Here is a 22878-nt window from a genome sequence, read left to right as displayed (position 1 = left end):
AACCGCGTCGCCGAAGGTGGCTCCGACCGCCTGATCGAGAACCGCGTATGACTTGTCGGTTCCCCGTAATGCCCGTCAGTGTCTCAATGGAAGCCCGGTCCGATCACCGGGCTTTTTCATGGATTCACACTAGCGCGCCATGCACCGCCGGTAACGCTCATCCACCCGCTTGGCGAACCACGCCGTGGTCAGCTTGCGCGTGATCTTCGGGCTCTTGAGTACGATGCCCGGCAGGACCGCCCGGGGCAGCGGTTTACCCTCGGCCTTCTCGGCCAGCTCGAACACCCTCTTGTAAAGCTGGCTGTCTTCGAACGCCAGACTGTCGCCCAGCTCCAGTTGATCGCGGATCGTCGGATTGCGCATCCCCAACGACTTTGCGAGTGTGCGCACGGCCAGCTCCGTGCTGCCAGGCATGATCGAATCATGCAGGATCAGGTCACCGTCGAGCGCCAGGGGTATGCCCGAAGCACGACTCACCGCGTGCTGGAACGCCGCGTTGCGGCTGGCATACCAACCGGCATTGAAGTCGGCGAACCGATACAGCGGCTCGGTGTAGCTCACCGGGTACCCCAGCAGATGGGCGATACCGAAATACATCCCGCCACGACGGCTGAACACTTCCCGACGAATCGAGCCTTCCACCGCGTAGGGATAATCCCGGGCATTGGCCTGGGCGAAGGCGATACTGACCTGCATCGGCCCACCGGTGTGTACCGGGTTGAATCCATCGAACAGCGTCTTGCCCAGCGGCACCATGCCGATGAAATCATCGAAAATCCCGCTCAGCTCCTTTTCATTGCGCGCCCCATTGAGCCGGTCGCTGTAGCTTTTGCCGTTGGGCGAGCGCACCTGGAGCGCGGCGCTGACCAGCACCCCCGGGATGTGCAGCTTCGCCGCGCGACGGTCGATTTCCTGCCGGGCTATCTTGCCCAACCCTGGCACCGGCGGCTCGGCCTGGAAAGTGGACTCTTGTTCGGTCACCGCCAGCACCGCGCAGATATTCTGCCTGGTGGGAGCGATCCGCTGCGCCGCGAACGCAACGTAGATGTCCGTGGCCCAACCTTCGCGATCCGCGAGCCGGGCCGGCAACAACCGCACGATCTGTGCCTTGACCTCGGCGGGCTGACGTTCAGGTTCCTGCGGCTGGCGACTGCCGCAACCGGCCAGGGCCAACGCTGCGCAAAGACCGATCAACCAACGATTGAATTGCATAAGGCTCCAACGGATTCATGATACCGACGACGGTTCGACATCCTTGGGAGTGAGCTTTTGCGCGAAAGTGCCCTATCGTTCGACACCGGCCCCCCATGGGCCGCCGACCTCACGCAAGAGCCCGCGCCAACCGGCTTGCCGATGTTCATCACTGTACCGCTCACAAGGTCAACGACCCTTCGATGCAGGTCACCACCGCGCCGCCGATCCAGACCTCCTCACCCACCTGTTCCACATGGATCCGGCCGGCCCGGCCCATGGTCAACCCCTGGCTGACCACATAGGACGAAGGTGCCAGCCCCTTTCCCAGCATCCACTGGGCAAGGCCGGCGTTCAGGCTGCCGGTGGCCGGGTCCTCCGGCATGCCGTCGCCGGCGATGAAACCACGCACTTCGAATTGCGCAGCGTCGCCGTCCACGGCCCGGTCCCAAGGCGCGATGACCCCCACGGCCAGGTCCAGCAATTGGTGGTAATCCGGCTTGAGCGCCAAGACCTGTCGTCGGTCCTTGAGCATCAGGGCCAGCCAACCGGCGCCATTGTCGACCCACTGCGCGTCGACAATGGCGTCGGCCGTCAAGCCAAGCCCGTTGCGCACCCGCTCGAGCATATCGGCGTCCAGCGGGCCGGACCTGAGCAAGGGCGGCGCCAGGAACGCCAGGCCGTGTTCACTGCGGCGAATCCTGACCAGGCCGACGCCGCACTCTTGCAGGATCTCCTGCCCTTTCGGTACGCCTCCGGCCTGCAGCCAGGCATGGCAACTGCCCAGGGTCGGATGGCCGGCAAAGGGCAATTCGGTGGAGGTGCTGAAGATACGCAACCGGTAATCCGCCGCCGGATGCCGTGGAGCCAGCACAAAGGTGGTTTCGCTGAGGTTGGTCCAGTTGGCAAAGGCGATCATCTGCTCATCGCTGAGTCCATCGCCCCCCAGCACCACGGCCAGCGGGTTGCCCTTGAGCGGCACTTCGCTGAAGACATCCAGCTGCTTGAAATCGAATCGGCGCGTCATCGAGAGGGTCACTCCGGGATCTTCAGGCCGCGCACCACGGCCGGCCGCGCCAGGAAGCGCTCCAGTACCCGCGTTACATTGGGGAAATTCCGGATCCCCACCAGGTCGCCGGCCTCATAGAACCCGATCAGGTTACGCACCCATGGAAACGTCGCGATGTCGGCGATGGTGTAGCGCTCGCCCATGATCCAGTCCCGCCCTTGCAGGCGACCGTCGAGCACCTTGAGCAGGCGCTTGCTTTCCTCGACATAACGGTCGCGAGGCCGCTTGTCCTCATAGTCCTTGCCGGCGAACTTGTTGAAGAAACCCAACTGGCCGAACATCGGCCCGATCCCGCCCATCTGGAACATCAGCCACTGGATCGTCTCATAGCGTGCGGCCGATTCGTGGGCCAGCAACTGGCCACTTTTGTCCGCCAGGTAAATCAGGATCGCCCCGGACTCGAACAACGCCAAGGGCTGGTCTCCCGGCCCATGGGGGTCGAGGATCGCCGGGATCTTGTTGTTGGGGTTCAGAGAAAGGAACTCCGCGGACAACTGATCGTTGTTGCCAAAGTCCACCTTGTGGGGTTCGTAGGGCAGGCCGATCTCCTCCAGCATGATGGAGACCTTGACGCCGTTGGGGGTGGGCAGGGAATAGAGCTGGATCCACTCCGGGTACTGGGGGGGCCATTTCCGGGTGATGGGGAATGGGGTCAGGTTGGGCATGGGGCGCTCCGCAACGAATGGCAAATGCTGGAGCATAATTCAGGATGGTTCGGCAGGCATCAGCGAATCGTTCCTTGGTCGACTCCCTCAGTCGCGGGCCAGATGGGCGCGTCATGGGAATCACATCGGTTCTTCTTATATCCGCAACATCCTGTCGCTAACGTTTGCCCCAATCTCAAGGAAGATGCCGCGGCGCTATCGAACCAAAGGGTTCGAGGAGACTCTGAGCAATGCCCGGAGGATTCGAAGCGGGTATGTACGACAGGGAAAAACAACGCAGGCCCCAGGCTTCTGCGTTGCCAGGGTTTGTCAGCCCGGTTCGCAACCCGATTCGAGACAGCCCAGGACCATGATCCGATGACCCGTCCCTCGCGTTTCGCCCGGCATTTCAAACGCCGCCCATGGCTGCTGTTGCCGACACTGCTGGTCACCTGCGGCCTGGCGCTGTCGCTGGAGTCCAGCGTCAGCAGCGCCCAGCCGGCCGATGGGGTCCAGACCCTGGTATTCCTGCGCCACGCCGAGAAGCCCGCTGGCGGCCTGGGCCAACTCAACTGCCAGGGTCTCAATCGCGCCATTGACCTGGCGACTCTGTTGCCGGAAAGGTTCGGCGAGGCCGACTACGTGTTCGCCGCCAATCCCACCCGCAACGTCGAAGAAGGTGAGCTGGATCATTCCTATAGCTACATTCGGCCGCTGATGACCATCAGCCCCAGCGCCATCAAGCTCGGGCTACCCGTCAACATCGACTATTCGGCCAACGACACCAGTGACCTGGCGAGCGAGCTGATGGCCGACAAATACCACAACGCAACGATCTACACCGCCTGGTCCCATGGCTATCTGCCGGAACTGATCAACAAGGTGGCCGCCAAGGCCATGGGCAGGAAGCACACCATTACCGACGACTGGGCGTCAGGGGACTTCGATTCGTTGTACGTGCTGACCCTGACCTGGCACAACGGCAAGGCGAGCCTGTCCAGCCGCAGCTACAAGCAGGGCCTGGATAACGGGCAGAAGACCTGTCCCACCTGACCTGCCGGCATTTCCTGCAAACCGGGCCGATCACGAAATGGGCACGCTGAGGTATGATGCGCCCACTTTCCAACTCACCGGACTCTCTTCATGTCTCCAATCTCTGCCGCCCCCGACCGGAGCTGGTCGTTCTGGTGGAAACCCGCCCTGTTCCTGCTGGTGGCCTGCGTCGGCCTCTACTACGTCAAGTGGTCGCCTTATTACCTGAAGGCGTTCGTCGCCGCCGACAGCCACAACATCGGCAACTCCATCCTCAACGACGCCCAGACCGCGCCACTGATGGCCGCCCTCGCCTACGCCAAGGTGTATTTCCTGGCCATCTGGAAAGCGGCGGTACTGGCGGTGATCCTCGGTTCCCTGCTGCAGGTCTTGATTCCCCGTGACTGGCTGTTGCGCCTGTTCGGCCAGGCCGGCTTCGCCTCGACCTTGCGCGGCGGGCTGTTCGCCCTGCCCGGCATGATGTGCTCATGCTGCGCCGCACCGGTAGCGGCCAGCATGCGCCGGCAGAACGTCTCGGTGGGCGCGGCGCTGGCTTTCTGGATCGGCAACCCGGTGCTCAACCCTGCCACCCTGGTCTTCATGGGCTTCGTGCTGGGCTGGGGCTTCACGGCCCTGCGCCTCGTGGCGGGCATCGTCCTGGTGTTTGGCGTGTCGATGGTGGCCCAGCGCATCGCACGGCCTGAAGTCCTGCCCGAAGCCGCCGTGGAAGCGGTGGCCGAGGCCCGCACGATCGATGCCCAACCCTTCATGCTCCGCTGGGCCCGGACCCTGTGGCAGTTGTTCTGGAGCACCATTCCGATCTATGTGCTGGCGGTGCTGGTATTGGGCGCGGCGCGGGTCTGGCTGTTCCCCCATGTCGACGGCGCCATGGCCGACAGCCTGGTGTGGCTGATACCGCTGGCCATTGTCGGCACCTTGTTCGTGATCCCGACCGCGGCGGAAATCCCTATCGTCCAGACGATGATGTCCCTGGGCATGGGCACCGGCCCGGCCGTGGCATTGCTGATGACCCTGCCGAGCATCAGCCTGCCGTCGCTGCTGATGCTGCGCAAGGACTTCGACGCCCGCGTGCTGGTGACTGTGGCGCTGCTGACCATACTGGTGGGCATTGTCTTCGGGCTGATCGGGGCGGTGTTGCTCTAACCGGCCCCGCACTGCACTGCGCAATGACCGTGAGGGCCGGTTTGCCTGCCCTCACAGTCGTTCCGGGAGAGGGTTGTCATTCATGCCGGATGGCTTGAACGCATCCTCCGCCGAGCTCAGCCCTGGCGGGACGCCCGCTCACGCAGATATTCCAGCACCGCCGCCTGCTCCCCGGAAAACTCGATCCGCCCGCCCTTCTTCTCCCGCTGGAACACGTACATCGGGTCGTAGTACTCACGCAGCAAGCCTTCGATCCAGCCGCGATGCAGGTCGACGGCACCGCTATCGGCCTGCTCGGCCAGGGCTGCTTCCATGATCGCCATCAAGCGACGATGGCGATCGCCACCCAGGCGCTTGTGGATGTTGTCCAGGCTCGCCAGCAAGCGCTCGGAAAACAACGCAAACCCTTCTTCGCCATGCACGGCGACAAACTCGGCGCTCAAGTCGACGACGTAATCGCGCAGGATCCGCTCGACCCGCCGCTCCACGCTGTCTTCGAGCCAGACCATGGGAACCTGCTGCATGCGCTGGTACAAAGGCAGCGGCAAGGCACAACTGCCCACCATGCGGCTTTCATCTTCCACCACGAACTGGCCAATACCGGCGGCACGTTTTTTCAGCACATCCACCGCCAGGCGGTTCTCGAAATCGATGTTCGAAGGCTGTCCGGTAGCCCGTTTGCCGAAGCTGGAACCCCGGTGATTGGCGTAGCCTTCCAGGTCCAGGCCGTTGCCCAGCTGGTTCAGCACTTCGGTCTTGCCGGTGCCGGTCATGCCCCCCAGCAATACCAGGTCGCATTCGGCAACCGCCTGCTCGACGGTGTCCAGCAGGAAGGTACGCATGGCCTTGTAGCCACCGCCGACCCTGGGATACTCGATACCCGCTTCGTCCTTGAGCCATTGCTGGACGATCTGCGAGCGCAACCCACCACGAAAGCAGTACAGCAGGCCGTCCGGGTGAGCCCGGGCGAACGCCGCCCAGGCCTCGATGCGTTGCGCCTTGATCTCGCCGCTGACCAATTGATGCCCCAGCACAATGGCCGCCTGCTGGCCCTGCTGCTTGTAGCAGGTACCGACACGCTGGCGTTCGTTGTCCGTCATCAGCGGCAGATTGACCACGCCGGGGAACGCGCCTTTGTGGAATTCGATGGGCGCGCGGGTATCCATCATTGGCCGGTCGTTGAGGAAGATATCGCGGTAATCGGTAATGTCACTGGACATCAGGACACCTCGACCGCGTTTGTCTGTCGTTCCACCAGTTCCCCAATCGGCTCCAGTGCCAGGCCCAGCTCTGCGGCCATGGCCAGGAAGGACTCGTTCCCCTCCGGGGTGACGGCGATCAGCAATCCGCCGCTGGTCTGCGGATCGCACAAGACTCGCTTGTGCAACTCCTGGAGTCGACCGATCTTGCTGGCGTAACTGTCATAGTTGCGCAGCGTGCCACCTGGCACGCAGCCCTGGTCCAGGTAGTATTCGACGCCTGGCAGACGCGGTACCGCGTCATAGCGGATGCGCGCCGTCAGCCCGCTGCCGTCAGCCATTTCCACCAGATGTCCGAGCAGGCCGAAACCGGTGACGTCGGTCATCGCCATGACGCCGTCGAGCTTGCCGAAGCGGCTGCCGGGCTTGTTGAGGGTGCACATCCAGTCACGGGCCAGGCCCACGTCGGCGGCCCGCAACTTGCCCTTCTTTTCCGCCGTGGTGAGGATGCCGATGCCCAGGGGCTTGGTCAGGTAGAGCAGGCAGCCAGCGGTGGCGGTGTCGTTGCGCTTCATGTGGCGCTTGCTCACCAGTCCGGTGACGGCAAGGCCGAAGATCGGCTCGGGCGCGTCGATGGAATGACCGCCTGCCAATGGGATTCCCGCCTCGTCACAGACCGAACGACCGCCGCGAATCACTTCCCGGGCGATCTCCGGGGCCAGCACGTTGACTGGCCAGCCGAGAATGGCGATCGCCATCAACGGATCACCGCCCATGGCGTAGATATCGCTGATGGCATTGGTGGCGGCGATGCGACCGAAATCGAACGGATCGTCGACAATCGGCATGAAAAAGTCGGTGGTCGATACCACCCCGCGCTCCTCGTCGATGGCGTAGACCGCAGCATCGTCCCGGGAGGCATTGCCGACCCACAGCCGGGGGTCGAGGTTCTGCGCGCCGCTGCCGGCCAGGATCACTTCCAGCACCTGGGGCGAAATCTTGCAACCGCAACCGGCGCCGTGGCTGTACTGGGTCAGGCGAATAGGCTCGCTCATGGGCATACCTCTTGTCAGTCAAGATGGGCGATTCTACAGCAACGCCGATGCTTCGGTGCTCACGCCGATGGCGCATCCATCGGGCCTTACCGATGGAATTTTCATCGATGCCCGGAATCACTTGAACATCAGTCGCGCATTCAGCCAGGAGATTGCGATGTCCCTGCCCCCTGCAACCGACCACGGCACACACCTGGACTACGGTCTGGACACCTTGTTTGGCCGCGAGACCAAGAGCGTTCATTGCCGTTTCGACGTCAAACGCCTCGATGACGCCGAGCCGCCATGGTTCGCATTGCGCGTGCAACCGCCCCTGCCCGAGGACCTGGAAAAGGCCCAGATCGTCGTGTTCAGTGCCGAAGGTCGAAAGATCAGCGGTATTGTCCGACGCACCGAACGCCTGCCCGACGACTGCCTGCAGCTGGATGTCGAACCTGACTGAAGCGGGCAGTCTCGCTGTAAAGACCCTTGCCGACGCTGGAGTCCGGAGCGAGGCCCGTGGGATGATCGGCGTTCCAACACGCCTCCCTGCGGAGAGTTTCGATGTCGTTGCTGAATAAACACGCAAGCGCCCTGCTGCTGACGGTCCTGGCCAGCCTGATGGCATTGCCGGCCCACTCGGCCCCGCCCAAGGACCCTGGAGACCTGCCCGTGCGGAAGGTCTCGATGCTGGGCGGGAAATTTGCCTTCACCCTGCCCAAGGGATTCGCGGCGACCCCGCTGCCCGCCGGGGAGGCCGCCCAGGGCACCGCCGGGGCCACGGGGACGATGTATAGCAACGCCACCAGCAAGACCGTAGTGATCACGGCCGAAAACACTATTCTCGACGGTGCGAACGTGAAGGACGACGATGGGCCATTCCTCGACAGGACCATGGCCGATTTCGCCGCCCAGCGCACCAAGGCCCTGCCCGATGCCAAGGTCCTGGGCGAAAAAAGCCTGACCCGCAAAGGAACCGGCCTCGGCCTGCGCCAGCTCGATACCAGTGCCACCCAGGGCGGCGGACCGACCCTGGATACCACCTTGCTGGCCGCTTCCGGCACACGCATGGCCGTGGTGCAGATCATCTCCCGGGCCAGGGACAAGGCCGGCCATGAGGCACTGGTCAAGCAGATCGTCGCCGGGAAATGAGTTATCGCCCTGGCCTCGACCAGCATCGAGGCCAAGGGGACCGGGGCTTTCGTGCGATCGTCTCTGGAGCGAAGCGCCCCACGGCGCCTGGATTCAGCCAGGGCGCTCAGGGATTGAGGCGCTCCAGCCAGGCCCGCAGGTCCTGCACCTCCAGGGCGCTGATCGTGTGGCCAACGCCTGGGTAGGCGTGGAATTCGGGCTCCAGGGCCAGGGTCTTGAGGAAGGTGTCGGCCTCGGTACCGTCATGGTAGGGAATGATCGGGTCGGCCGTGCCATGGCCGATGAACACAGCCAATGCCCGTCGCGACTCATCGGGGGTCAATTCGGTCCGCAATCCGGAAAGTACCCTGCCGCCCATCGCGGCAATGCCGCCGACGGCCTCGGGATGCCGCAGGGCGACTTCGTAGCTCATCATAGCGCCCTGGCTGAAGCCCACCAGATAGACTTTGCTGGCGTCGGTGCGATACTTGGCCCGAGCCTTGGCGATGAAATCCAGCAGCATCTGGCCGCTGGCCTTCAAGTCTGACGAATCGCCCTCGTAGGCGCCCTCGCCCTTCTTCGCAAACCACTGGTAGTGGCCAGGTTCCATGACTTTCGGAGCGCGGACCGAGAGGTAGTTGTAGTCCTCGGGCAACTCGTCCTTGAGCTCGAACAGGTCCTGTTCGTTGCTGCCGGAACCGTGCAGGAAGATCACCAGAGGCCGATCCCTGGCCTGTTCATCGACATGAGCCAGGTAATTGAGGGGCAGGTCCGTGTGCAACGAGGGTTGCGCCTGGACCATGGCAGGCAGCAGCAACAACAGGGCGAGGGCTTTGAGCATCGATCTTCCTCCATCGTTTCGATAGCCGCGCGGCAACGACCGCGCGGTGAGGTAGACAGCACTTATCAGTCGTTGATCAGTTTGCCGGTGCGAATCGGTTCAAGCCCGGCCACCTTCGCCTGCCAGATACCCGGTTGGGTATAGCGTCCACGGTCCAGGGCGAACAGCACGCCACAGGTACCGGCCCGTACCGTGGAAACCCGATCAGTCAACGGATCGACCACCTCGAACAACGGATCGCCCCGCTCCACCCATTCACCGGCCTCCCGCAGGAAGCTCACCACACCGTGGTGTGGCGCGAACAGGTACTCGGTGCCTTCGAACGGGAACCCTTCGCAGCACTGCTCCGGCGCGGGCGGCCAGTCGCCACCGATGAAGCCTTGCTCAGCCAGGAAACCGAGAATGGCTTCGCAATTGGCCCGCGCCTGCTCCACTCGGGTATCGCCCATGCCGCCCAGTTCCAGCGTGGTTGCCAGGTTGGCCGCCGGAATCGCGGCGTCGGGATACGCCTTGGCCAGGCGCAGCCAGGGGGTCGAACAGGACTCGTCGAACGAGCTGCCACCGGAATCCTCGCACAACAGCGCCACCCCGGCCTTCAACCGGGCCGCCAGCGAGCGCCATTGCGGCCAGTGTTGCGGCAAGGCGTAGAGGTGAATCGCCGCCTCGAAATCGCAATGCAGGTCCAGGGTGATATCGGCGTCGCAGGCATGGCGCAACAGCAGGCGATGCAACGCCTCGAGTTGCGAAGGAGGCGCCGGCAGTTCATCCAGGACTTGCAACATGGTCTGGCGGATCAGAGTGATGTTGGCAGCCGGATCGTCGCCCAGGCGATCACCGATGCGTTGTGCCACCGGGGCACTGAGCTCCACGAAGGAGCGATTGAAATTCTTGCCGCTGCCCAACTCGAAACGGCCCATGTGGGCGCTTTGCAGATGCTGGTCCAGGCCTATGGGGTTGGCCGCCGGCACCAGCTCGACCACGCCCTTGAGCAGCCCCTGGGCCTCGAGTTCGTTGAGCCGCTGCTTCAGCTCCCAGGCCGTACGCATGCCGGGCAGCTCGTCGGCGTGCAGGCTGGCCTGGATGTAGGCCTTGCGCGGACCATGGCCATAACGAAACACACTGAGCCGGCGCTCGGTGCCCAGGTGGCTCCAGGGCAGGGTATGGTCGATGCGTTGCATGAAATCTCCAGAAAGGTGGCTCACCGGTCGACGGTGGCCACCTTGGTGTCTCTACGATTAATGGCCGTACACATCGAAGGCGAAGTACTTGTCCTGCACCTTCTTGTATGTGCCGTTGGCACGGATCTCGGTGATGGCGGCGTTGAATTTCTCGGCCAGGGCCTTGTCACCCTTGCGCACCGCAATACCGGCACCGCCACCGAAGTACTTGGGATCCTCGTAGGTCGGGCCCACGAAGGCGAAGCCTTTGCCGGCATCGGTCTTCAGGAAACCTTCGTCGAGGTTGACCGAGTCGGCCAGCATGGCGTCGAGGCGCCCGGCCACCATGTCCAGGTTGGCTTCCTGCTGGGAGGTGTAGCGCACCAGGTTGATGCCCGCGGGCACCAGTACGTCAGTGGCGAAACGATCATGGGTGCTGGCGCGCAGCACACCGACTTTCTTGCCCTTGAGCTCGGTCAGCGGGTCCTTGACCTCGGAGCCTTCCTTCATCACGAAGCGCGCCGGGGTATGGTAGTACTTGATGGTGAAGTCGACATTCTTCTTGCGGTCGTCGGTGATGGTCATCGACGACAGCACCGCGTCGATCTTCTTCACCTTGAGCGCCGGGATCAGGCCGTCGAACTCCTGCTCGACCCAGATGCACTTGACCTTCATCTGCTCGCACAACGCATCGCCGATATCCACATCGAAGCCCGCCAGCTTGCCGTCGGCCGTCTTCATCGAAAAGGGTGGGTAGCCGGCTTCGATCCCGAGTCGGATCGGCTTGGCGTCTTCGGCTACGGCCGACAGGGACAATACGGACAGTGCCAGGGCACCGAACATCGCTAGCTTCTTCATTCTTTCTCCTGCGTGCGCTGATTTTATTTTTTGACGGAATTGGCAGTTTCGACGGCATGGCCGGCCACAGCATCAGGTCGGCAAAAACCGAAGAGGCCGGCAGTCTAGAGGGGCACACAGGCGGGGAATTATGTCGAAGCGACAAATAATTACAGAAAGCCCCGGACCTGTTGGAAGGCCCCGGGGTTTACGAAACAACCTACAGGCGCCCTGGCAAGGAAATGGCTCCCTCACCATGGCTCCCAGCGTCAGCAGTCGCAGCCAATCGCCGTTTCCGCCACCCGCTCCACCGAACCGGTCAGGCGGAAACCTTCATCGAGCCAGCCCATGATGCCGCCGATCATTTCCTTGACCGGATAGCCCAGGGTCGCCAGGCGGACCGCTGCCTTGTTGGCGCCGTTGCAATGCGGGCCCGCGCAATACACCACGAACAATGTGTCTTGCGGATACGCCGCCAGCGCCTGGGCAGTGATGGAACGAGTCGGAAGGTTGATCGCCCCGGGTACATGCCCGCGCTCGAAGGCCAGGGGGCCACGTACATCCACCAGCACAAAATCCACCTTGCCGGCCTGCTGGCTGGCATGCACGTCGGAACAATCCGTTTCGAAGGTCAGGCGACGGCTGAAATGCTGCAGGGCAACGTCGGATGGGGCAGCAGGCACTTCACTAACCAGGCTGGTCATCGCAGGTACTCCAGTAGAGGGCTTAGAGAGACTTTATCCGCCTGCAGCTTACCGCTACAGTGGCGTACAAGACACTCTGTGGGAATTTTCCGCCAAATGCATCCCAATCCCGGTCTGGTGGCCATCCTTGCCTACGACGGCCTCTGCACATTTGAATTCGGCATTGCCATCGAGATCTTCGGCCTGGGCAGGCCCGAGTTCGATTTTCCCTGGTACGAACACCGGATCGTTGCCGTCGATGACGGTCCGATGCGGGCCCTGGGCGGCTTCCAGGTCCTGGCCGATGGCGGCATGGAGTTGCTCGAGGCAGCCCGGACCATCGTCGTGCCGGGTTGGCGCAGTCGCAGCGAGCCGCCGTCCGAGGCGTTGCTCGACGCCTTGCGCAAGGCACATGCACGAGGCGCGCGCCTGCTGTCGATCTGCTCCGGGGTGTTCGTACTGGCGGCGGCGGGATTGCTGGACGGATTGGGCGCCACGACCCACTGGCGCTACACCGATGAACTGGCCGAGAGTTTTCCCGCCGTCCTGGTGGACCCGGACGTGCTGTACGTGGATTCGGGCCAGGTCATCACCTCGGCGGGCAGCGCGGCCGGCATCGATGCCTGCCTGCACCTGGTGGCACGGGATTTCGGCGCCCAGATCGCCAATGCGGTGGCGCGCCGCCTGGTCATGTCCCCCCAACGCACCGGCGGCCAGGCACAGTTCATCCCCTCGCCGGTCAGCCGCACGCCGCGCGGCGACCTGTCGGGCATCATGCAGTGGGCCCGCGAGCGCCTCCACGAACCCTTGGGCGTACGCGAACTGGCCAGCCAGGCGGCCATGAGCGAACGGACCTTCCTGCGCCACTTCACCCAGGCCTGCGGCCAGTCACCCAAGGCGTGGTTGCAACATGAACGCCTGGCACGAGCCCGCGAATTGCTGGAAAGCACCGAAGACACCACCGACAACATCGCACAGCTGTGCGGCTACCGCTCGGTGGAGAGTTTTCGCGTGGCGTTTCGCAGTGTCGTCGGAGTGGCGCCTTCGGTCTACCGGGAGCGGTTCGGGCGCGGATGATCGTCCGGGCCTGGCCATGTAACCGCTGTCCCTGCCCTTCGTGACGGGTGCCGACCCGCTGGGCCCGGCACGTCGGCGACAGGATGATTGCGGCTGTTGGAGGCTGTGGCAGATTGTGCCGTGACTCGCCATCAACACGATCTTTCCTGCGATTGCATGAGGCAAGAACGAGACAGTTGCGCAGCGTAGCGCAGGCCCTGGGGGGAGTGATTTCGAGCCGTGCCTTGCCACTGATAGCCATCGTATAGCTGCCATCGAGGCGACGGGTCAGTGCGAAGTCCGGCATGTAGATCACCTCACCGATATTCGGAGCCGGGCGGGTACGCAGCGCGGGGAAAGCCTTCCTGCCGATGTTCATGAAGCGTCTGGGCGCCATGGATGTCGGCATCGGCAAATCTTTCATCCACGGTCCGGAAGGACTGGCCGGCTGGGGCTCGGATAAACCCACTGCGTTCGAGCACATTCGTGTCCTCGATCCCGAGGCCAGGCCGGACGCCGTCGCCGAGATCCTCAAGCGAGTCAGGATGCGGTTCCCGGCCCTGGCGGACATTGAAATGGCCGAGACCTGGGGAGGCTACGTGGACGGTTTTTCGGGTTTCTACCTGGCGGCGGGCTGTTCCGGCATTGCCGCGCCGGTGACGACTGTCCCGTCCGACACAAGCCTGCTGGCCAAGATGAGCGCGGCGCGGTGGATGGCTCAGGCGGATCCAGGCCTATCGGTCGGTTTCGCCCTCGGGCAGGGACTTTCCACGAACCCGCCTCAAGGTTTGCGCAGCAGGTAGGTGTCCATGATCCAGCCATTGGCCTGCCGCGCAGCCTTGCGGGTGCGCTCGATATCGTCGGCCACCTCCCCCAGCCGACCGGCGATGAGGATTTCGTCCGGTGTGCCCACATAGGCGCCCCAATAGATGTACACGTCCGGATCGTTCACCTGGCGATACGCATCCTCGGCATCGAGCATCACCACCCTGCTGCTCGCCTGTCCCGCCTGCCCCGACGCCAACCGGCGTCCGGTGGTGATCTCCAGCGATCCGCCAATGCTGTTCAAGGGAACCTTGTGTCGCGCAGCCAGGGCCTGGACACTGGTGATCCCGGGAATGACCTCGAATTCGAAATCGCAACGCCCCGTATCGAGAATCGCCTGCAGGATACGAACCGTGCTGTCGTACAACCCCGGGTCGCCCCATACCAGGAACCCGCCACACTGCCCATCGGACAGTTCTTCGTCGATCAGTCTTTCGAAAGTCGCCTGCTTGGCACGGTTGAGTTGTTCGACACTGTCCAGGTAGTCCCGGTCGTCGCGTTGGCGTTCAGGACTGTAGGCTTCGACGAAACGATACGTGCGATCCACGATGTAACGCCTACAGATTTCATGCCGCAGATCCATCAGCTTTTGCTTGTCGGCCCCTTTGTCCATGAGAAAGAACACGTCGACCCGGTTCAGGGCTTTCACCGCCTGCATCGTCAGGTAATCCGGATCGCCGGCCCCGATGCCGATGACTGATAACTTCTTCATGCTCAGGACTCCTGCCCAGGGGTCAGGGTGCGTAATCGCCAGACCCCGTTGAAACGCAACTCCAGGGCGGACAACGGTTCGATGTCGATACGGTTGAACGCCGATGCCGGACAGTGCAGTACATTCACCAGGGCCGCGCGGATCACGAACGGATGGGTGACAGCCAGCAGGTGTCCCGGCTCCTCTTCCAGGCTGGCGAGCCAGTCTGCGACACGGCGACACAACCGAGTGACCGACTCACCGCCATGGGGCGCGGCATCGGGATCGTCCAGCCAGCCCTGCAGGCGTTCCGGCTCTGCCTTGAGCAACGCGTCGACCGACAGCCCGCGCCATCGACCCAGGTCACAGTCGGCCAGGGCCTCGACCACCCGGAACTGCGCCCCATACAGCGCGGCTGTCTGGCGGGCGCGCAGTTCCGGTGCGCAGAGCAGTTGCCGGACATGTTCATACCCGCTGCCCGCCTCCGGACGCCTGTCCAGCCAGGCGGCGTCCAGCGGCTCGTCGGTCGCGAAGCACCCGCGTTTCTGGGCGGCGGTGCGCCCATGGCAGATCAAGGTCAGGCGGGTGGCTTGCATGCAGGTTCTCACGCAATCGGGATAGTCGGGAAAGGCCATGCTGGGCCGTCTGTGTGTTCGGCACCTTATATGAAATCAAATATCCGAACCAAAAAGGCGTTATTTCGGACACGAAAAAAAGCTTTGGCTGACACTCCAGCTGAAACCAGCGCGAGGCCCCGTCCTACGGCGTTTTCGCACCATTTTCGAGCATTTTAAACGGAACGTAAAAACCGCTGGACATGTAGCTCCCGCTACATAAATACTATTTTCAGGACTTATGTAAGAAATCCAACACCCATCCACGCAAGGAGCACGGATGCCTCCCCTCAGAGACCTTATTACCGATCCCGGCCTGGTATTGACGCCGTCGGAACGCAAGGTCGTACGTGCCCTGCTCGATCATTATCCACGCAACGGCCTGGGCCCGATGTCGCGTCTGGCCGACCATGCCGGCGTGAGCGACCCGACCATCGTGCGGCTGGTGAAAAAACTCGGGTTCGGCGGTTATGCCGAATTCCAGGATGCGCTGCTGGTGGACATGGACCATCGCCTGCGCTCCCCCCGCACGCTGCTGCAACCCCGGGCCAAACTGCGACAGGGCGATACCTGGAGCCAGTACCTGGCGGCCAGCCACCAGATTCTGGTTGAAACCCAGGCTCTGACCCAACCCGAAGACGTACGCATCCTGGTGCAGTGGCTGCTGGACAGCCGGCATCAGGTGCATTGCTTCGGCGGACGCTTCAGCAGCTTCCTGGCCCACTACCTGCTCACTCACCTGCGCCTGCTTCGTGCCGGCTGTTTTTCCCTCGAGGACAACGCCCAGTTGCCTGACCGGCTGTTCGATGTGCAACGCCAGGACGTGGTGTTGATCTTCGATTATCGTCGCTACCAGGCCCAGGCCTTGCGCGTGGCCAGCGCGGCCAAGGAACGTCATGCCCGGGTCGTGCTGTTCAGCGATATCTACACTTCGCCCTTGCGCGAACTGGCCGACCTGATCATCAGCGCGCCGGTGGAGTCGTCGGTCTCGGCCTTCGACAGCCTCGTGCCGGCCCTGGCCCAGGTCGAGGCGCTGGTCGCCTGCCTGACCCTGCAGTGCCCGGCGCTGGCCGAACGCCTGGAAGGCATCGATGCCCTGCGCGCAGAGTTCAACACGCACCTGTTGGAGGAAAAATAAGGATGTTCTCGCTCCCCCACCGCTCACCCAGGGACCTGCCGTTCACCCGCGACCACACCGCCTTGCTGCTGGTGGATATGCAACGGGCCTGGCTGGAACCGCAATTCGATGCCCACCTGGACACCCCCGAGGCAGACTATTTCATCCGTCGCGCCCGCGAACGGGTGATTCCCAACCAGCAGCGTCTGCTCCAGGGGCTGCGGGCGGCGGGACAGAACGTACTGCATACCCACATCGAAAGCCTCACCACCGACGGTCGCGACCGCTCCCTGGACCACAAGTTATCGGACATGCACTTGCCCAAGGGCAGCCCCGAGGCACAGATCATCGCCGAGCTTGCCCCACTGGAAAACGAGATCGTCTTGCCCAAGACGTCTTCGGGCGTGTTCAACTCCACCAACATCGACTACGTACTGCGCAACCTGCAGACCCGGCACCTGATCGTCGCCGGCATCGTCACCGACCAGTGTGTCGACATGGCCGTACGCGACGCCGCCGACCGTGGCTACCTGGTCACCCTGGTGGAGGATGCCTGCGCCACCTACACCGAACAACGCCACCTGGCCTGCCTGAATGCGATCAAAGGCTACTGCTGGATCGCCGACACCGACACCGTGCTCGGCCGCTTGCAGGAGATGCAGCCGTGAGCCGTCTCGACCGCGCAGCGCCCCTGGCACAGCTTCCCGTCACCACGCTGGTCAGCACCGACCTGATCGGCGTGACCCGAGGCCGCTCGTTCCCCAGCGATGAGCTGCCCCACTACGTCACCGCCGGTTGCGGCTGGGTGCCGGCCAACAGTGCGCTGACCCCCCAGGACATCATCGCATCGGTCAATCCGTGGGGCGCTTATGGCGATCTGCGACTGATTCCGGACCTGCCTAGCCGGGTAACCGTCGACCAGGGGCCCGACGCCCAGGCGCCGGCGCTGGACTACATCCATTGCGACCTGCGGGAAACCGACGGTCGCCCCTGGTCCGCTTGCCCGCGCACGCTGTTGCGCGACGAAGTGGAACGCTACCGGGCCGAGCTCGGCCTGCAGGTACTGGCCGCGTTCGAACATGAATTCAGGCTGGACACCTCCCAGCCCCAACCCGATCGCCTGGCCTTCAGCCTCCAGGCCCAGCGCCAGCAGGCCGGGTTCGCCGGATGGTTGCTCGGCGCATTGCGGGCCGGTGGTGTCGAACCGGAGATGTTCCTGCCCGAATACGGCAAGCATCAGTACGAAATAACCTGCCGCCCCGCCCTTGGCGTCGCCGCGGCCGACCGCGCCGTGAACGTACGGGAGATTACCCGGGAAATCGCCCGGCAGATGGACCTGGCGGTGAGCTTCGCCCCCAAGACGTCGGCCGATGCCGTGTGCAACGGCGTGCACCTGCACCTGAGCCTGCAAGATCTGGACGGCGAGCCGGTGCTCCATGACGCTGCCAGCGCCAACGGTCTTTCCAGCCTCGGTCGACACTGGGCGGCCGGGGTGCTGCATTACCTGCCGGCCCTGTGCGCCTTGACCGCGCCGACCCCGGTGTCCTACGAACGCTTGCAACCGCACCACTGGAGCGCTTCCTACGCGTGCCTGGGACAGCGCAACCGCGAAGCGGCCCTGCGGATCTGCCCGACCGTCAGCCTGGGAGCCAGGCCGGTCGCCAACCAGTACAACCTGGAGTTCCGTGCCATGGACGCCACGGCCTCGCCGCACCTGGCGATGGCGGGGTTATTGATCGCCGGGAGGCTGGGTATCGAACAAGGGTTGGCACTCAATGCCGTCACCGATGAAATACCCGACGATTTGACTGAGGAACAGCGCCGCAGTCGTGGCATTATCGCCCTGCCGACCGACCTGGCCCAGGCCCTGGATTGCCTGCGTAACAGCGGGGCGCTGCTCGAAGCCCTGCCCGGCCCGCTGGTCGAAACCTACTTCGCCCTGAAGGCCGAGGAGCTGGCCTTGACCCAGGCGCTGTCACCTGCCGAGCGTTGTGAGCACTATGCGCGAATCTATTGAGTGTGCCGAATCGGGCCTGTACACCGAGCCAGCCTACCGGTTGCTTCGGGAGAACGCCGAGCACCCACTGATCCTGGTGTGCGAACACGCCAGTCGGTTCATCCCCGGGGCGTTGAACGACCTGGGCCTGGATGAAACGGCCGCCCAGGAACACATTGCCTGGGACATTGGTGCCCTGGCACTGGCCGAATGCCTGTCCGAGACCCTCGGCGCAACCTTGCTGTCGGCCAACTATTCACGGCTGCTGATCGACCTGAACCGCCCGCTGCACGTGCCGGACAGCATTCCAGCCCAGAGCGAGATCTACCAGATTCCCGGCAACCAGTCCCTGGACGAGGCCACGCGTGCCTACCGCCAGCAGTGCCTGTTCCACCCGTTCCATGACCGGTTGCGCTCGTTGATCGACCAGCGCCTGGCCGACCAGCGACCGGTACGGGTGGTGGGCATCCACAGCTTCACCCCGGTGTTCTACGGTCAGCCCCGCAGTCTTGAAGCCGGCGTGCTGTTTGCAGAAGCGGCGGACTACGCCCAGCGCATCGTCGACGGGCTGAGCCGGCATTCGCTGCGGGTGGCGGGGAACCAGCCCTATCGGGTCAGCCCCTTGAGCGACATGACGGTTCCGGTGCATGGCGATGGACGCGGCCTGGATTCGGTGCTGATCGAGGTCCGCAACGATTTGCTGCGCAGCCCCGAAGAAGTACGGGCCTGGAGCGCCTGCCTGGCGCCGTTGCTGTAGAAAACAGCGGCAAGACATCCTGAAAATCCATGATCGGCTGAAAAGGAGAACGGCTTGTGAGTATCGAGGCATTTGGCTACAAACAGGAATTGAAACGCAGCCTGTCACTGACGGACCTGGTGGTGTACGGGATGATTTTCATGATCCCTATCGCGCCGTTCGGCGTGTACGGCTACGTGAACGCGGAGGCGCCGGGGATGGTGCCGCTGGCGTACATCATCGGCATGGTGGCGATGCTGTTCACCGCGCTGAGCTATGGCAGCATGGCCCGGGCCTTTCCGGTGGCCGGCTCCGTCTATTCCTACGCACAACGGGGTCTCAACCCACATGTAGGCTTTATCGCCGGCTGGCTGATGCTGCTGGACTACCTGCTGATTCCCCCGCTGCTGTATGTCTACGCCGCCATGGCGCTGAATCACCTGTACCCGGAGATTCCCAAGGTCGGCTTCATCCTGGCCTTCCTCGTGAGCGCGACCTTCGTCAACCTGCGAGGCATCACCTTCACCGCCCGGATGAACATCATCTTCCTGCTGGCGCAGCTGGTGGTGCTGGGGATTTTCCTGGCCTATGCCTGGAATGCCCTGCACGGTGGCGCGGGTAACGGCCAACTGACCCTGGCGCCGCTGTACAGTCCGGAGCATTTCAACTTCGCCCTGCTGATGCAGGCCGTGTCGATCGCCGTGCTGTCGTTCCTGGGGTTCGACGCCATTTCCACCCTGGCCGAAGAAATCAAGGGCGATCCGGGTCGCAGTGTCGGCAAGGCCGCGATGCTCACGCTGCTGGTCATGGGGGTGATTTTCGTGGTGCAGACCTGGATCGCCACGGACCTGGCGGCCGGCATGGGCTTCAAGTCCGCCGATACCGCTTTCTATGAAATCGCCGAACTGGCCGCCGGCAGCTGGCTGGCCACCATGACGGCCGTCGCCACCGCGCTGTCCTGGGGCGTGGCCGTGGCCATCACCTCCCAAGCCGCGGTGTCGCGCCTGTTGTTCGGCATGGCCCGGGACGGCAAGTTGCCCAAGGTGCTGGCCAAGGTCCATCCAAAACACAACACCCCGTACCTGAGCATCTACCTGGTGGCGGTGCTGTCGCTGCTGATCTGCTACCTGTTCATCAATGCCGTGGATACCCTGACCTCACTGGTCAACTTCGGCGCACTGAGTGGTTTCATGCTGCTGCATGTCACCGTGATCAACCATTACTGGCGTCGCCAGCGGTCCGGGCAAGTGGTCCGCCACCTGATCTGCCCACTGATCGGCTTCTGCATCGTCGCGGCCATCATGTACAACATGGGCGTGGACGCGCAAAAGCTCGGCCTGGTCTGGATCGCAGCGGGCGTCGTCTATCTGTGCCTGCTCAATAAATTCGGCGCCAGCACGGCCCTGCCCGATCCGGCAGGTCATTGAGGTTCAGCGATGATCGCAAGGGGTTGTCGGTCATCGCGCTGCGACAACACAACGGTTACGACGCGTGGACATCGACAGTGATCGTCAAGCCCGGTGCAGATCACCGGGCTCAGGAACAGGAGTGCAATCCATGCTGGCCTTACGTCCAGTTCAACCAAGCGATTTGCCGCAACTGCAGCAACTGGCCCGTGACAGTCTGGTGGGGGTGACGTCGCTTCCAGACGACATCGAGCGCCTGCGAGAAAAAATCCTCGACTCGTGCGCATCGTTCGAGGCTGATGTGCGAGCACCTGGCGGAGAAAACTATTTTTTCGTGTTGCAGGACCTGGTCTCCGGGCGCCTGGTGGGCTGTTCCGAAATCCTCGCCAGCACCGGTTGCAACGAACCGTTCTACAGCCTGCGCAACCGCCCGTTCTCCAGCGAGTCCCGGGAGTTGAACATCCAGCATGGCGTACCGGCACTGTCGCTGTGCCAGGATCTGCAGGGCCAGACGCTGCTGCGCGGTTTCCACATCGACGCCGACCGGGTGCGCACGGCGGAATCGGAGTTGCTGTCCAGGGCCCGCCTGATGTTCATCGCCGCGCATCCGCAACGCTTCGCCGAATCGGTCATCACCGAAATCGTCGGTTACAGCGACGATGACGGCCAGTCGCCATTCTGGGATGCAATCGGCCAGCACTTCTTCGACCTGCCCTACGTCGAAGCCGAACGGTTGTGCGGCCTGCAAAGCCGATCCTTCCTCGCCGAATTGATGCCCCAGTACCCGCTCTATGTGCCGATGCTGCCGCCCGAGGCCCAGGCCTGCATCGGTCGGGTTCATCCCGATGGCCAGGAAGCCTTCGACATCCTGGCGCGCGAAGGCTTCGAGACCAACAGCTATGTAGACCTGTTCGACGGCGGGCCAACCCTGCACGCCCGTATCGCCAACATCCGCTCCATCGCCCGAAGTCGCATGGTCCAGACCTGGAAGAGCTCGCAGATTGACGCCCGGGGCCGCTACCTGGTGAGCAACGACCGCCTTGCAGACTATCGCGCCATCGTGGCCGAGCTGGATGTCGCCGCCGAGGGGCCCGTGGCCCTGACGCCCGACATGCTCGCCGCGCTGGACATCGACGAAGGCGAACGGATCCGGGTGATCACCCTATGAACGTCACGGGAAGTCCTGTCCTGGTCCTGCGCCCAGGCCGACACGACGAAGGAGCCGCATCATGATTGTCCGCCCGGTCGCCATTACCGACCTGCCGTCCTTGCTGGAACTGGCGCGCTGCGCCGGGCCGGGGTTCACCAGCCTGCCGGCCAACGAGGAACGCCTGGCCCACCGCGTACGCTGGGCCCAGCGCACCTTTGCCGGGCAGGTCGAGCGCGCCGACGCCGACTACCTGTTCGTGCTGGAGGACGACGACCGCCAAGTGGTTGGCATCAGCGCCCTGACCGGTGCCGTCGGGCTGCGGGAGCCGTGGTACAACTATCGGGTCGGGGTCACCGTCAGCTCGGCCCCGGAACTGGGCATCCAGCGGCAGATCCCCACCCTGTTTCTCAACAACGAGATGACCGGGCAATCGGAAATCTGCTCCCTGTTCCTGCACCCCGCCCAGCGTCACGGCCATAACGGGCGCCTGCTGTCCCTGGCGCGCCTGTTGTTCGTCGCCGAATTCTCCCAGCTGTTCGGCGAGAAACTCATCGCCGAGCTGCGAGGCCATGCCGACGAGAACGGTTGCTCGCCATTCTGGGACAGCCTGGGACGACACTTCTTCAAGAAAGACTTCAGCTATGCCGATCAGTTGTCCGGCATGGGCAACAAGTCTTTCATTGCCGAGTTGATGCCGCGCCAGCCGCTGTATACCTGCATGCTCACCGAACAGGCACAGGCCGCCATTGGCCGTGCCCATCCGAACACTGAACCGGCCCTGAAGATTCTCGGCGCCGAGGGCTTCAGCCATAAGGGCTACATCGATATCTTCGACGGGGGCCCGGTGATCGAGGCGCCAGTGTCGAAGATCCGCAGCGTGCGTGACAGCCAGTCACTGGCCCTGGCCATCGGCACGCTGGACGAACAGGCACCGGTCTGGCTGATCCACAACCGGCGCCTGGCGAACTGCCGCGTCACCAGCGCCCGGGCCCATCAGCACGGCCACAGCCTGCTGGTCGATCGCCTTACCGTCAAACGCCTGCAGATGCAGCCGGGCGATACGGTGCGCGCCGTGCCGCTGCTCGGTCAGGGACGCCAGGCTGCGGCGGCTTAGCGCGGGCCTGCAACGCTCGCGGCGCAAAACACAAGACATATCACCGTGCAGCGGGATCGTTGTATCTTTCCATCAGCCATCGCCCGCGAACTCACCGTACTTGCACGCAAGGCATAGCCCATGCGCATTCGTCATCCTCCTTGCGCTTGCCACGTGATAGCCTTTGGCTCCTTCGGCGTTGACACTTTTGC

Annotated in this window: 24 protein-coding genes; 13 read left to right on the top strand and 11 right to left on the bottom strand. The window is 63.5% G+C overall.

What is annotated here, in order from left to right:
- Window positions 1–129: 129 nt before the first annotated feature.
- From BLP99_RS02280 to BLP99_RS02270, 3 genes are all read right to left on the bottom strand, one after another.
- A complete protein-coding gene (locus BLP99_RS02280; protein WP_072388768.1) occupies window positions 130–1212 on the bottom strand; it encodes a DUF1615 domain-containing protein in 1083 nt (360 codons plus the stop codon).
- Window positions 1213–1372: 160 nt separating this feature from the next.
- Window positions 1373–2218 (bottom strand): PhzF family phenazine biosynthesis protein, encoded by an 846-nt coding sequence (locus tag BLP99_RS02275; protein WP_072388770.1) that lies wholly within the window; start codon window positions 2216–2218, stop codon window positions 1373–1375.
- Window positions 2219–2226: 8 nt separating this feature from the next.
- Window positions 2227–2925, bottom strand: coding sequence for a glutathione binding-like protein (locus tag BLP99_RS02270; protein WP_072430567.1), 699 nt, complete (start codon window positions 2923–2925; stop codon window positions 2227–2229).
- Window positions 2926–3282: 357 nt separating this feature from the next.
- Here BLP99_RS02270 and BLP99_RS02265 point away from each other — a divergent pair, with 357 nt between their 5' ends.
- Window positions 3283–3957 carry a histidine phosphatase family protein gene (locus BLP99_RS02265; protein WP_072388773.1) on the top strand — a complete coding sequence of 225 codons (675 nt, stop codon included), beginning with the start codon at window positions 3283–3285 and terminating at the stop codon, window positions 3955–3957.
- Between the two features lie 90 nt (window positions 3958–4047).
- Complete coding sequence (locus BLP99_RS02260) at window positions 4048–5100, top strand: permease (RefSeq protein ID WP_072458017.1); 1053 nt, start codon at window positions 4048–4050, stop codon at window positions 5098–5100.
- 116 nt (window positions 5101–5216) lie between these two features.
- Here BLP99_RS02260 and mnmH read toward each other — a convergent pair whose 3' ends face one another.
- A complete protein-coding gene (gene mnmH / locus BLP99_RS02255; RefSeq protein ID WP_072388777.1) occupies window positions 5217–6320 on the bottom strand; it encodes a tRNA 2-selenouridine(34) synthase MnmH in 1104 nt (367 codons plus the stop codon).
- Window positions 6320–7354 carry a selenide, water dikinase SelD gene (gene selD, locus BLP99_RS02250; protein ID WP_072388779.1) on the bottom strand — a complete coding sequence of 345 codons (1035 nt, stop codon included), beginning with the start codon at window positions 7352–7354 and terminating at the stop codon, window positions 6320–6322. The genes mnmH and selD overlap by 1 nt, the downstream gene beginning before the upstream one ends.
- Window positions 7355–7511: 157 nt before the next feature.
- Here selD and BLP99_RS02245 point away from each other — a divergent pair, with 157 nt between their 5' ends.
- A complete protein-coding gene (locus BLP99_RS02245) occupies window positions 7512–7796 on the top strand; it encodes a hypothetical protein (RefSeq protein WP_072430566.1) in 285 nt (94 codons plus the stop codon).
- Between the two features lie 101 nt (window positions 7797–7897).
- A complete protein-coding gene (locus tag BLP99_RS02240) occupies window positions 7898–8485 on the top strand; it encodes a DcrB/PsbP domain-containing protein (protein WP_072430412.1) in 588 nt (195 codons plus the stop codon).
- A 106-nt stretch (window positions 8486–8591) separates the two neighbouring features.
- Here BLP99_RS02240 and BLP99_RS02235 read toward each other — a convergent pair whose 3' ends face one another.
- The 4 genes from BLP99_RS02235 to BLP99_RS02220 form a co-directional block, all read right to left on the bottom strand.
- Entirely contained in the window at window positions 8592–9305 is a 714-nt protein-coding gene (locus tag BLP99_RS02235) for an alpha/beta hydrolase (RefSeq protein ID WP_072458018.1), read from the bottom strand.
- A 65-nt stretch (window positions 9306–9370) separates the two neighbouring features.
- Complete coding sequence (locus BLP99_RS02230) at window positions 9371–10483, bottom strand: succinylglutamate desuccinylase/aspartoacylase family protein (protein WP_072430410.1); 1113 nt, start codon at window positions 10481–10483, stop codon at window positions 9371–9373.
- Between the two features lie 57 nt (window positions 10484–10540).
- Complete coding sequence (locus tag BLP99_RS02225; RefSeq protein ID WP_072388787.1) at window positions 10541–11320, bottom strand: ABC transporter substrate-binding protein; 780 nt, start codon at window positions 11318–11320, stop codon at window positions 10541–10543.
- A gap of 248 nt (window positions 11321–11568) precedes the next feature.
- Entirely contained in the window at window positions 11569–12003 is a 435-nt protein-coding gene (locus BLP99_RS02220; RefSeq protein ID WP_072430409.1) for a rhodanese-like domain-containing protein, read from the bottom strand.
- 96 nt (window positions 12004–12099) lie between these two features.
- On the opposite strand from BLP99_RS02220, the gene ftrA reads away from it, so the two are divergent.
- Both ftrA and BLP99_RS02210 read left to right on the top strand, forming a co-directional pair.
- Window positions 12100–13059 (top strand): transcriptional regulator FtrA, encoded by a 960-nt coding sequence (ftrA, locus tag BLP99_RS02215; protein ID WP_072388791.1) that lies wholly within the window; start codon window positions 12100–12102, stop codon window positions 13057–13059.
- A 350-nt stretch (window positions 13060–13409) separates the two neighbouring features.
- Complete coding sequence (locus BLP99_RS02210; RefSeq protein WP_143007926.1) at window positions 13410–13841, top strand: FAD-dependent oxidoreductase; 432 nt, start codon at window positions 13410–13412, stop codon at window positions 13839–13841.
- On the opposite strand, the gene cobF is transcribed toward BLP99_RS02210, so the two are convergent.
- The gene (cobF, locus tag BLP99_RS02205; RefSeq protein WP_072388795.1) at window positions 13820–14575 is read right to left on the bottom strand and encodes a precorrin-6A synthase (deacetylating); all 756 of its coding nucleotides are present in this window, start codon (window positions 14573–14575) and stop codon (window positions 13820–13822) included. The genes BLP99_RS02210 and cobF overlap by 22 nt on opposite strands.
- A gap of 2 nt (window positions 14576–14577) precedes the next feature.
- A complete protein-coding gene (locus BLP99_RS02200; RefSeq protein WP_072388797.1) occupies window positions 14578–15150 on the bottom strand; it encodes a histidine phosphatase family protein in 573 nt (190 codons plus the stop codon).
- 298 nt (window positions 15151–15448) lie between these two features.
- Between BLP99_RS02200 and BLP99_RS02195 the strand changes: the two genes are divergently transcribed.
- The 7 genes from BLP99_RS02195 to astA all read left to right on the top strand — a co-directional run bounded on the left by BLP99_RS02195 (window position 15449) and on the right by astA (window position 22687).
- The gene (locus tag BLP99_RS02195; RefSeq protein WP_072458020.1) at window positions 15449–16306 is read left to right on the top strand and encodes a MurR/RpiR family transcriptional regulator; all 858 of its coding nucleotides are present in this window, start codon (window positions 15449–15451) and stop codon (window positions 16304–16306) included.
- A gap of 2 nt (window positions 16307–16308) precedes the next feature.
- Window positions 16309–16953 (top strand): cysteine hydrolase family protein, encoded by a 645-nt coding sequence (locus BLP99_RS02190; RefSeq protein WP_072458021.1) that lies wholly within the window; start codon window positions 16309–16311, stop codon window positions 16951–16953.
- Entirely contained in the window at window positions 16950–18302 is a 1353-nt protein-coding gene (locus tag BLP99_RS02185) for a type I glutamate--ammonia ligase (protein WP_072388803.1), read from the top strand. The genes BLP99_RS02190 and BLP99_RS02185 overlap by 4 nt, the downstream gene beginning before the upstream one ends.
- Window positions 18286–19038: an N-formylglutamate amidohydrolase gene (locus BLP99_RS02180; protein ID WP_072388805.1), complete on the top strand. Its 753-nt coding sequence runs from the start codon at window positions 18286–18288 to the stop codon at window positions 19036–19038. Before BLP99_RS02185 ends, BLP99_RS02180 begins: the two co-directional genes overlap by 17 nt.
- Window positions 19039–19094: 56 nt before the next feature.
- The gene (locus tag BLP99_RS02175) at window positions 19095–20444 is read left to right on the top strand and encodes an APC family permease (RefSeq protein WP_072458024.1); all 1350 of its coding nucleotides are present in this window, start codon (window positions 19095–19097) and stop codon (window positions 20442–20444) included.
- Window positions 20445–20574: 130 nt separating this feature from the next.
- The gene (locus tag BLP99_RS02170; protein WP_072388809.1) at window positions 20575–21591 is read left to right on the top strand and encodes an arginine N-succinyltransferase; all 1017 of its coding nucleotides are present in this window, start codon (window positions 20575–20577) and stop codon (window positions 21589–21591) included.
- A gap of 61 nt (window positions 21592–21652) precedes the next feature.
- Window positions 21653–22687: an arginine N-succinyltransferase gene (astA, locus tag BLP99_RS02165; protein WP_072388811.1), complete on the top strand. Its 1035-nt coding sequence runs from the start codon at window positions 21653–21655 to the stop codon at window positions 22685–22687.
- Window positions 22688–22878 lie beyond the last annotated feature (191 nt).

Source organism: Pseudomonas sp. NFACC32-1 (genome assembly GCF_900101215.1).
Classification (GTDB): Bacteria; Pseudomonadota; Gammaproteobacteria; order Pseudomonadales; family Pseudomonadaceae; genus Aquipseudomonas.
This window is presented reverse-complemented; position numbering and strand designations above follow the sequence as displayed.

Excerpts from the sequence above, each read along its gene's own strand:
- BLP99_RS02280 (WP_072388768.1), bottom strand. The coding sequence starts at position 1,212 with ATGCAATTCAATCGTTGGTTGATCGGTCTTTGCGCAGCGTTGGCCCTG.
- BLP99_RS02275 (WP_072388770.1), bottom strand. The coding sequence starts at position 2,218 with ATGACGCGCCGATTCGATTTCAAGCAGCTGGATGTCTTCAGCGAAGTG.
- BLP99_RS02270 (WP_072430567.1), bottom strand. The coding sequence starts at position 2,925 with ATGCCCAACCTGACCCCATTCCCCATCACCCGGAAATGGCCCCCCCAG.
- BLP99_RS02265 (WP_072388773.1), top strand. The coding sequence starts at position 3,283 with ATGACCCGTCCCTCGCGTTTCGCCCGGCATTTCAAACGCCGCCCATGG.
- BLP99_RS02260 (WP_072458017.1), top strand. The coding sequence starts at position 4,048 with ATGTCTCCAATCTCTGCCGCCCCCGACCGGAGCTGGTCGTTCTGGTGG.
- mnmH (WP_072388777.1), bottom strand. The coding sequence starts at position 6,320 with ATGTCCAGTGACATTACCGATTACCGCGATATCTTCCTCAACGACCGG.
- selD (WP_072388779.1), bottom strand. The coding sequence starts at position 7,354 with ATGAGCGAGCCTATTCGCCTGACCCAGTACAGCCACGGCGCCGGTTGC.
- BLP99_RS02245 (WP_072430566.1), top strand. The coding sequence starts at position 7,512 with ATGTCCCTGCCCCCTGCAACCGACCACGGCACACACCTGGACTACGGT.
- BLP99_RS02240 (WP_072430412.1), top strand. The coding sequence starts at position 7,898 with ATGTCGTTGCTGAATAAACACGCAAGCGCCCTGCTGCTGACGGTCCTG.
- BLP99_RS02235 (WP_072458018.1), bottom strand. The coding sequence starts at position 9,305 with ATGCTCAAAGCCCTCGCCCTGTTGTTGCTGCTGCCTGCCATGGTCCAG.
- BLP99_RS02230 (WP_072430410.1), bottom strand. The coding sequence starts at position 10,483 with ATGCAACGCATCGACCATACCCTGCCCTGGAGCCACCTGGGCACCGAG.
- BLP99_RS02225 (WP_072388787.1), bottom strand. The coding sequence starts at position 11,320 with ATGAAGAAGCTAGCGATGTTCGGTGCCCTGGCACTGTCCGTATTGTCC.
- BLP99_RS02220 (WP_072430409.1), bottom strand. The coding sequence starts at position 12,003 with ATGACCAGCCTGGTTAGTGAAGTGCCTGCTGCCCCATCCGACGTTGCC.
- ftrA (WP_072388791.1), top strand. The coding sequence starts at position 12,100 with ATGCATCCCAATCCCGGTCTGGTGGCCATCCTTGCCTACGACGGCCTC.
- BLP99_RS02210 (WP_143007926.1), top strand. The coding sequence starts at position 13,410 with ATGTTCATGAAGCGTCTGGGCGCCATGGATGTCGGCATCGGCAAATCT.
- cobF (WP_072388795.1), bottom strand. The coding sequence starts at position 14,575 with ATGAAGAAGTTATCAGTCATCGGCATCGGGGCCGGCGATCCGGATTAC.
- BLP99_RS02200 (WP_072388797.1), bottom strand. The coding sequence starts at position 15,150 with ATGCAAGCCACCCGCCTGACCTTGATCTGCCATGGGCGCACCGCCGCC.
- BLP99_RS02195 (WP_072458020.1), top strand. The coding sequence starts at position 15,449 with ATGCCTCCCCTCAGAGACCTTATTACCGATCCCGGCCTGGTATTGACG.
- BLP99_RS02190 (WP_072458021.1), top strand. The coding sequence starts at position 16,309 with ATGTTCTCGCTCCCCCACCGCTCACCCAGGGACCTGCCGTTCACCCGC.
- BLP99_RS02180 (WP_072388805.1), top strand. The coding sequence starts at position 18,286 with ATGCGCGAATCTATTGAGTGTGCCGAATCGGGCCTGTACACCGAGCCA.
- BLP99_RS02170 (WP_072388809.1), top strand. The coding sequence starts at position 20,575 with ATGCTGGCCTTACGTCCAGTTCAACCAAGCGATTTGCCGCAACTGCAG.
- astA (WP_072388811.1), top strand. The coding sequence starts at position 21,653 with ATGATTGTCCGCCCGGTCGCCATTACCGACCTGCCGTCCTTGCTGGAA.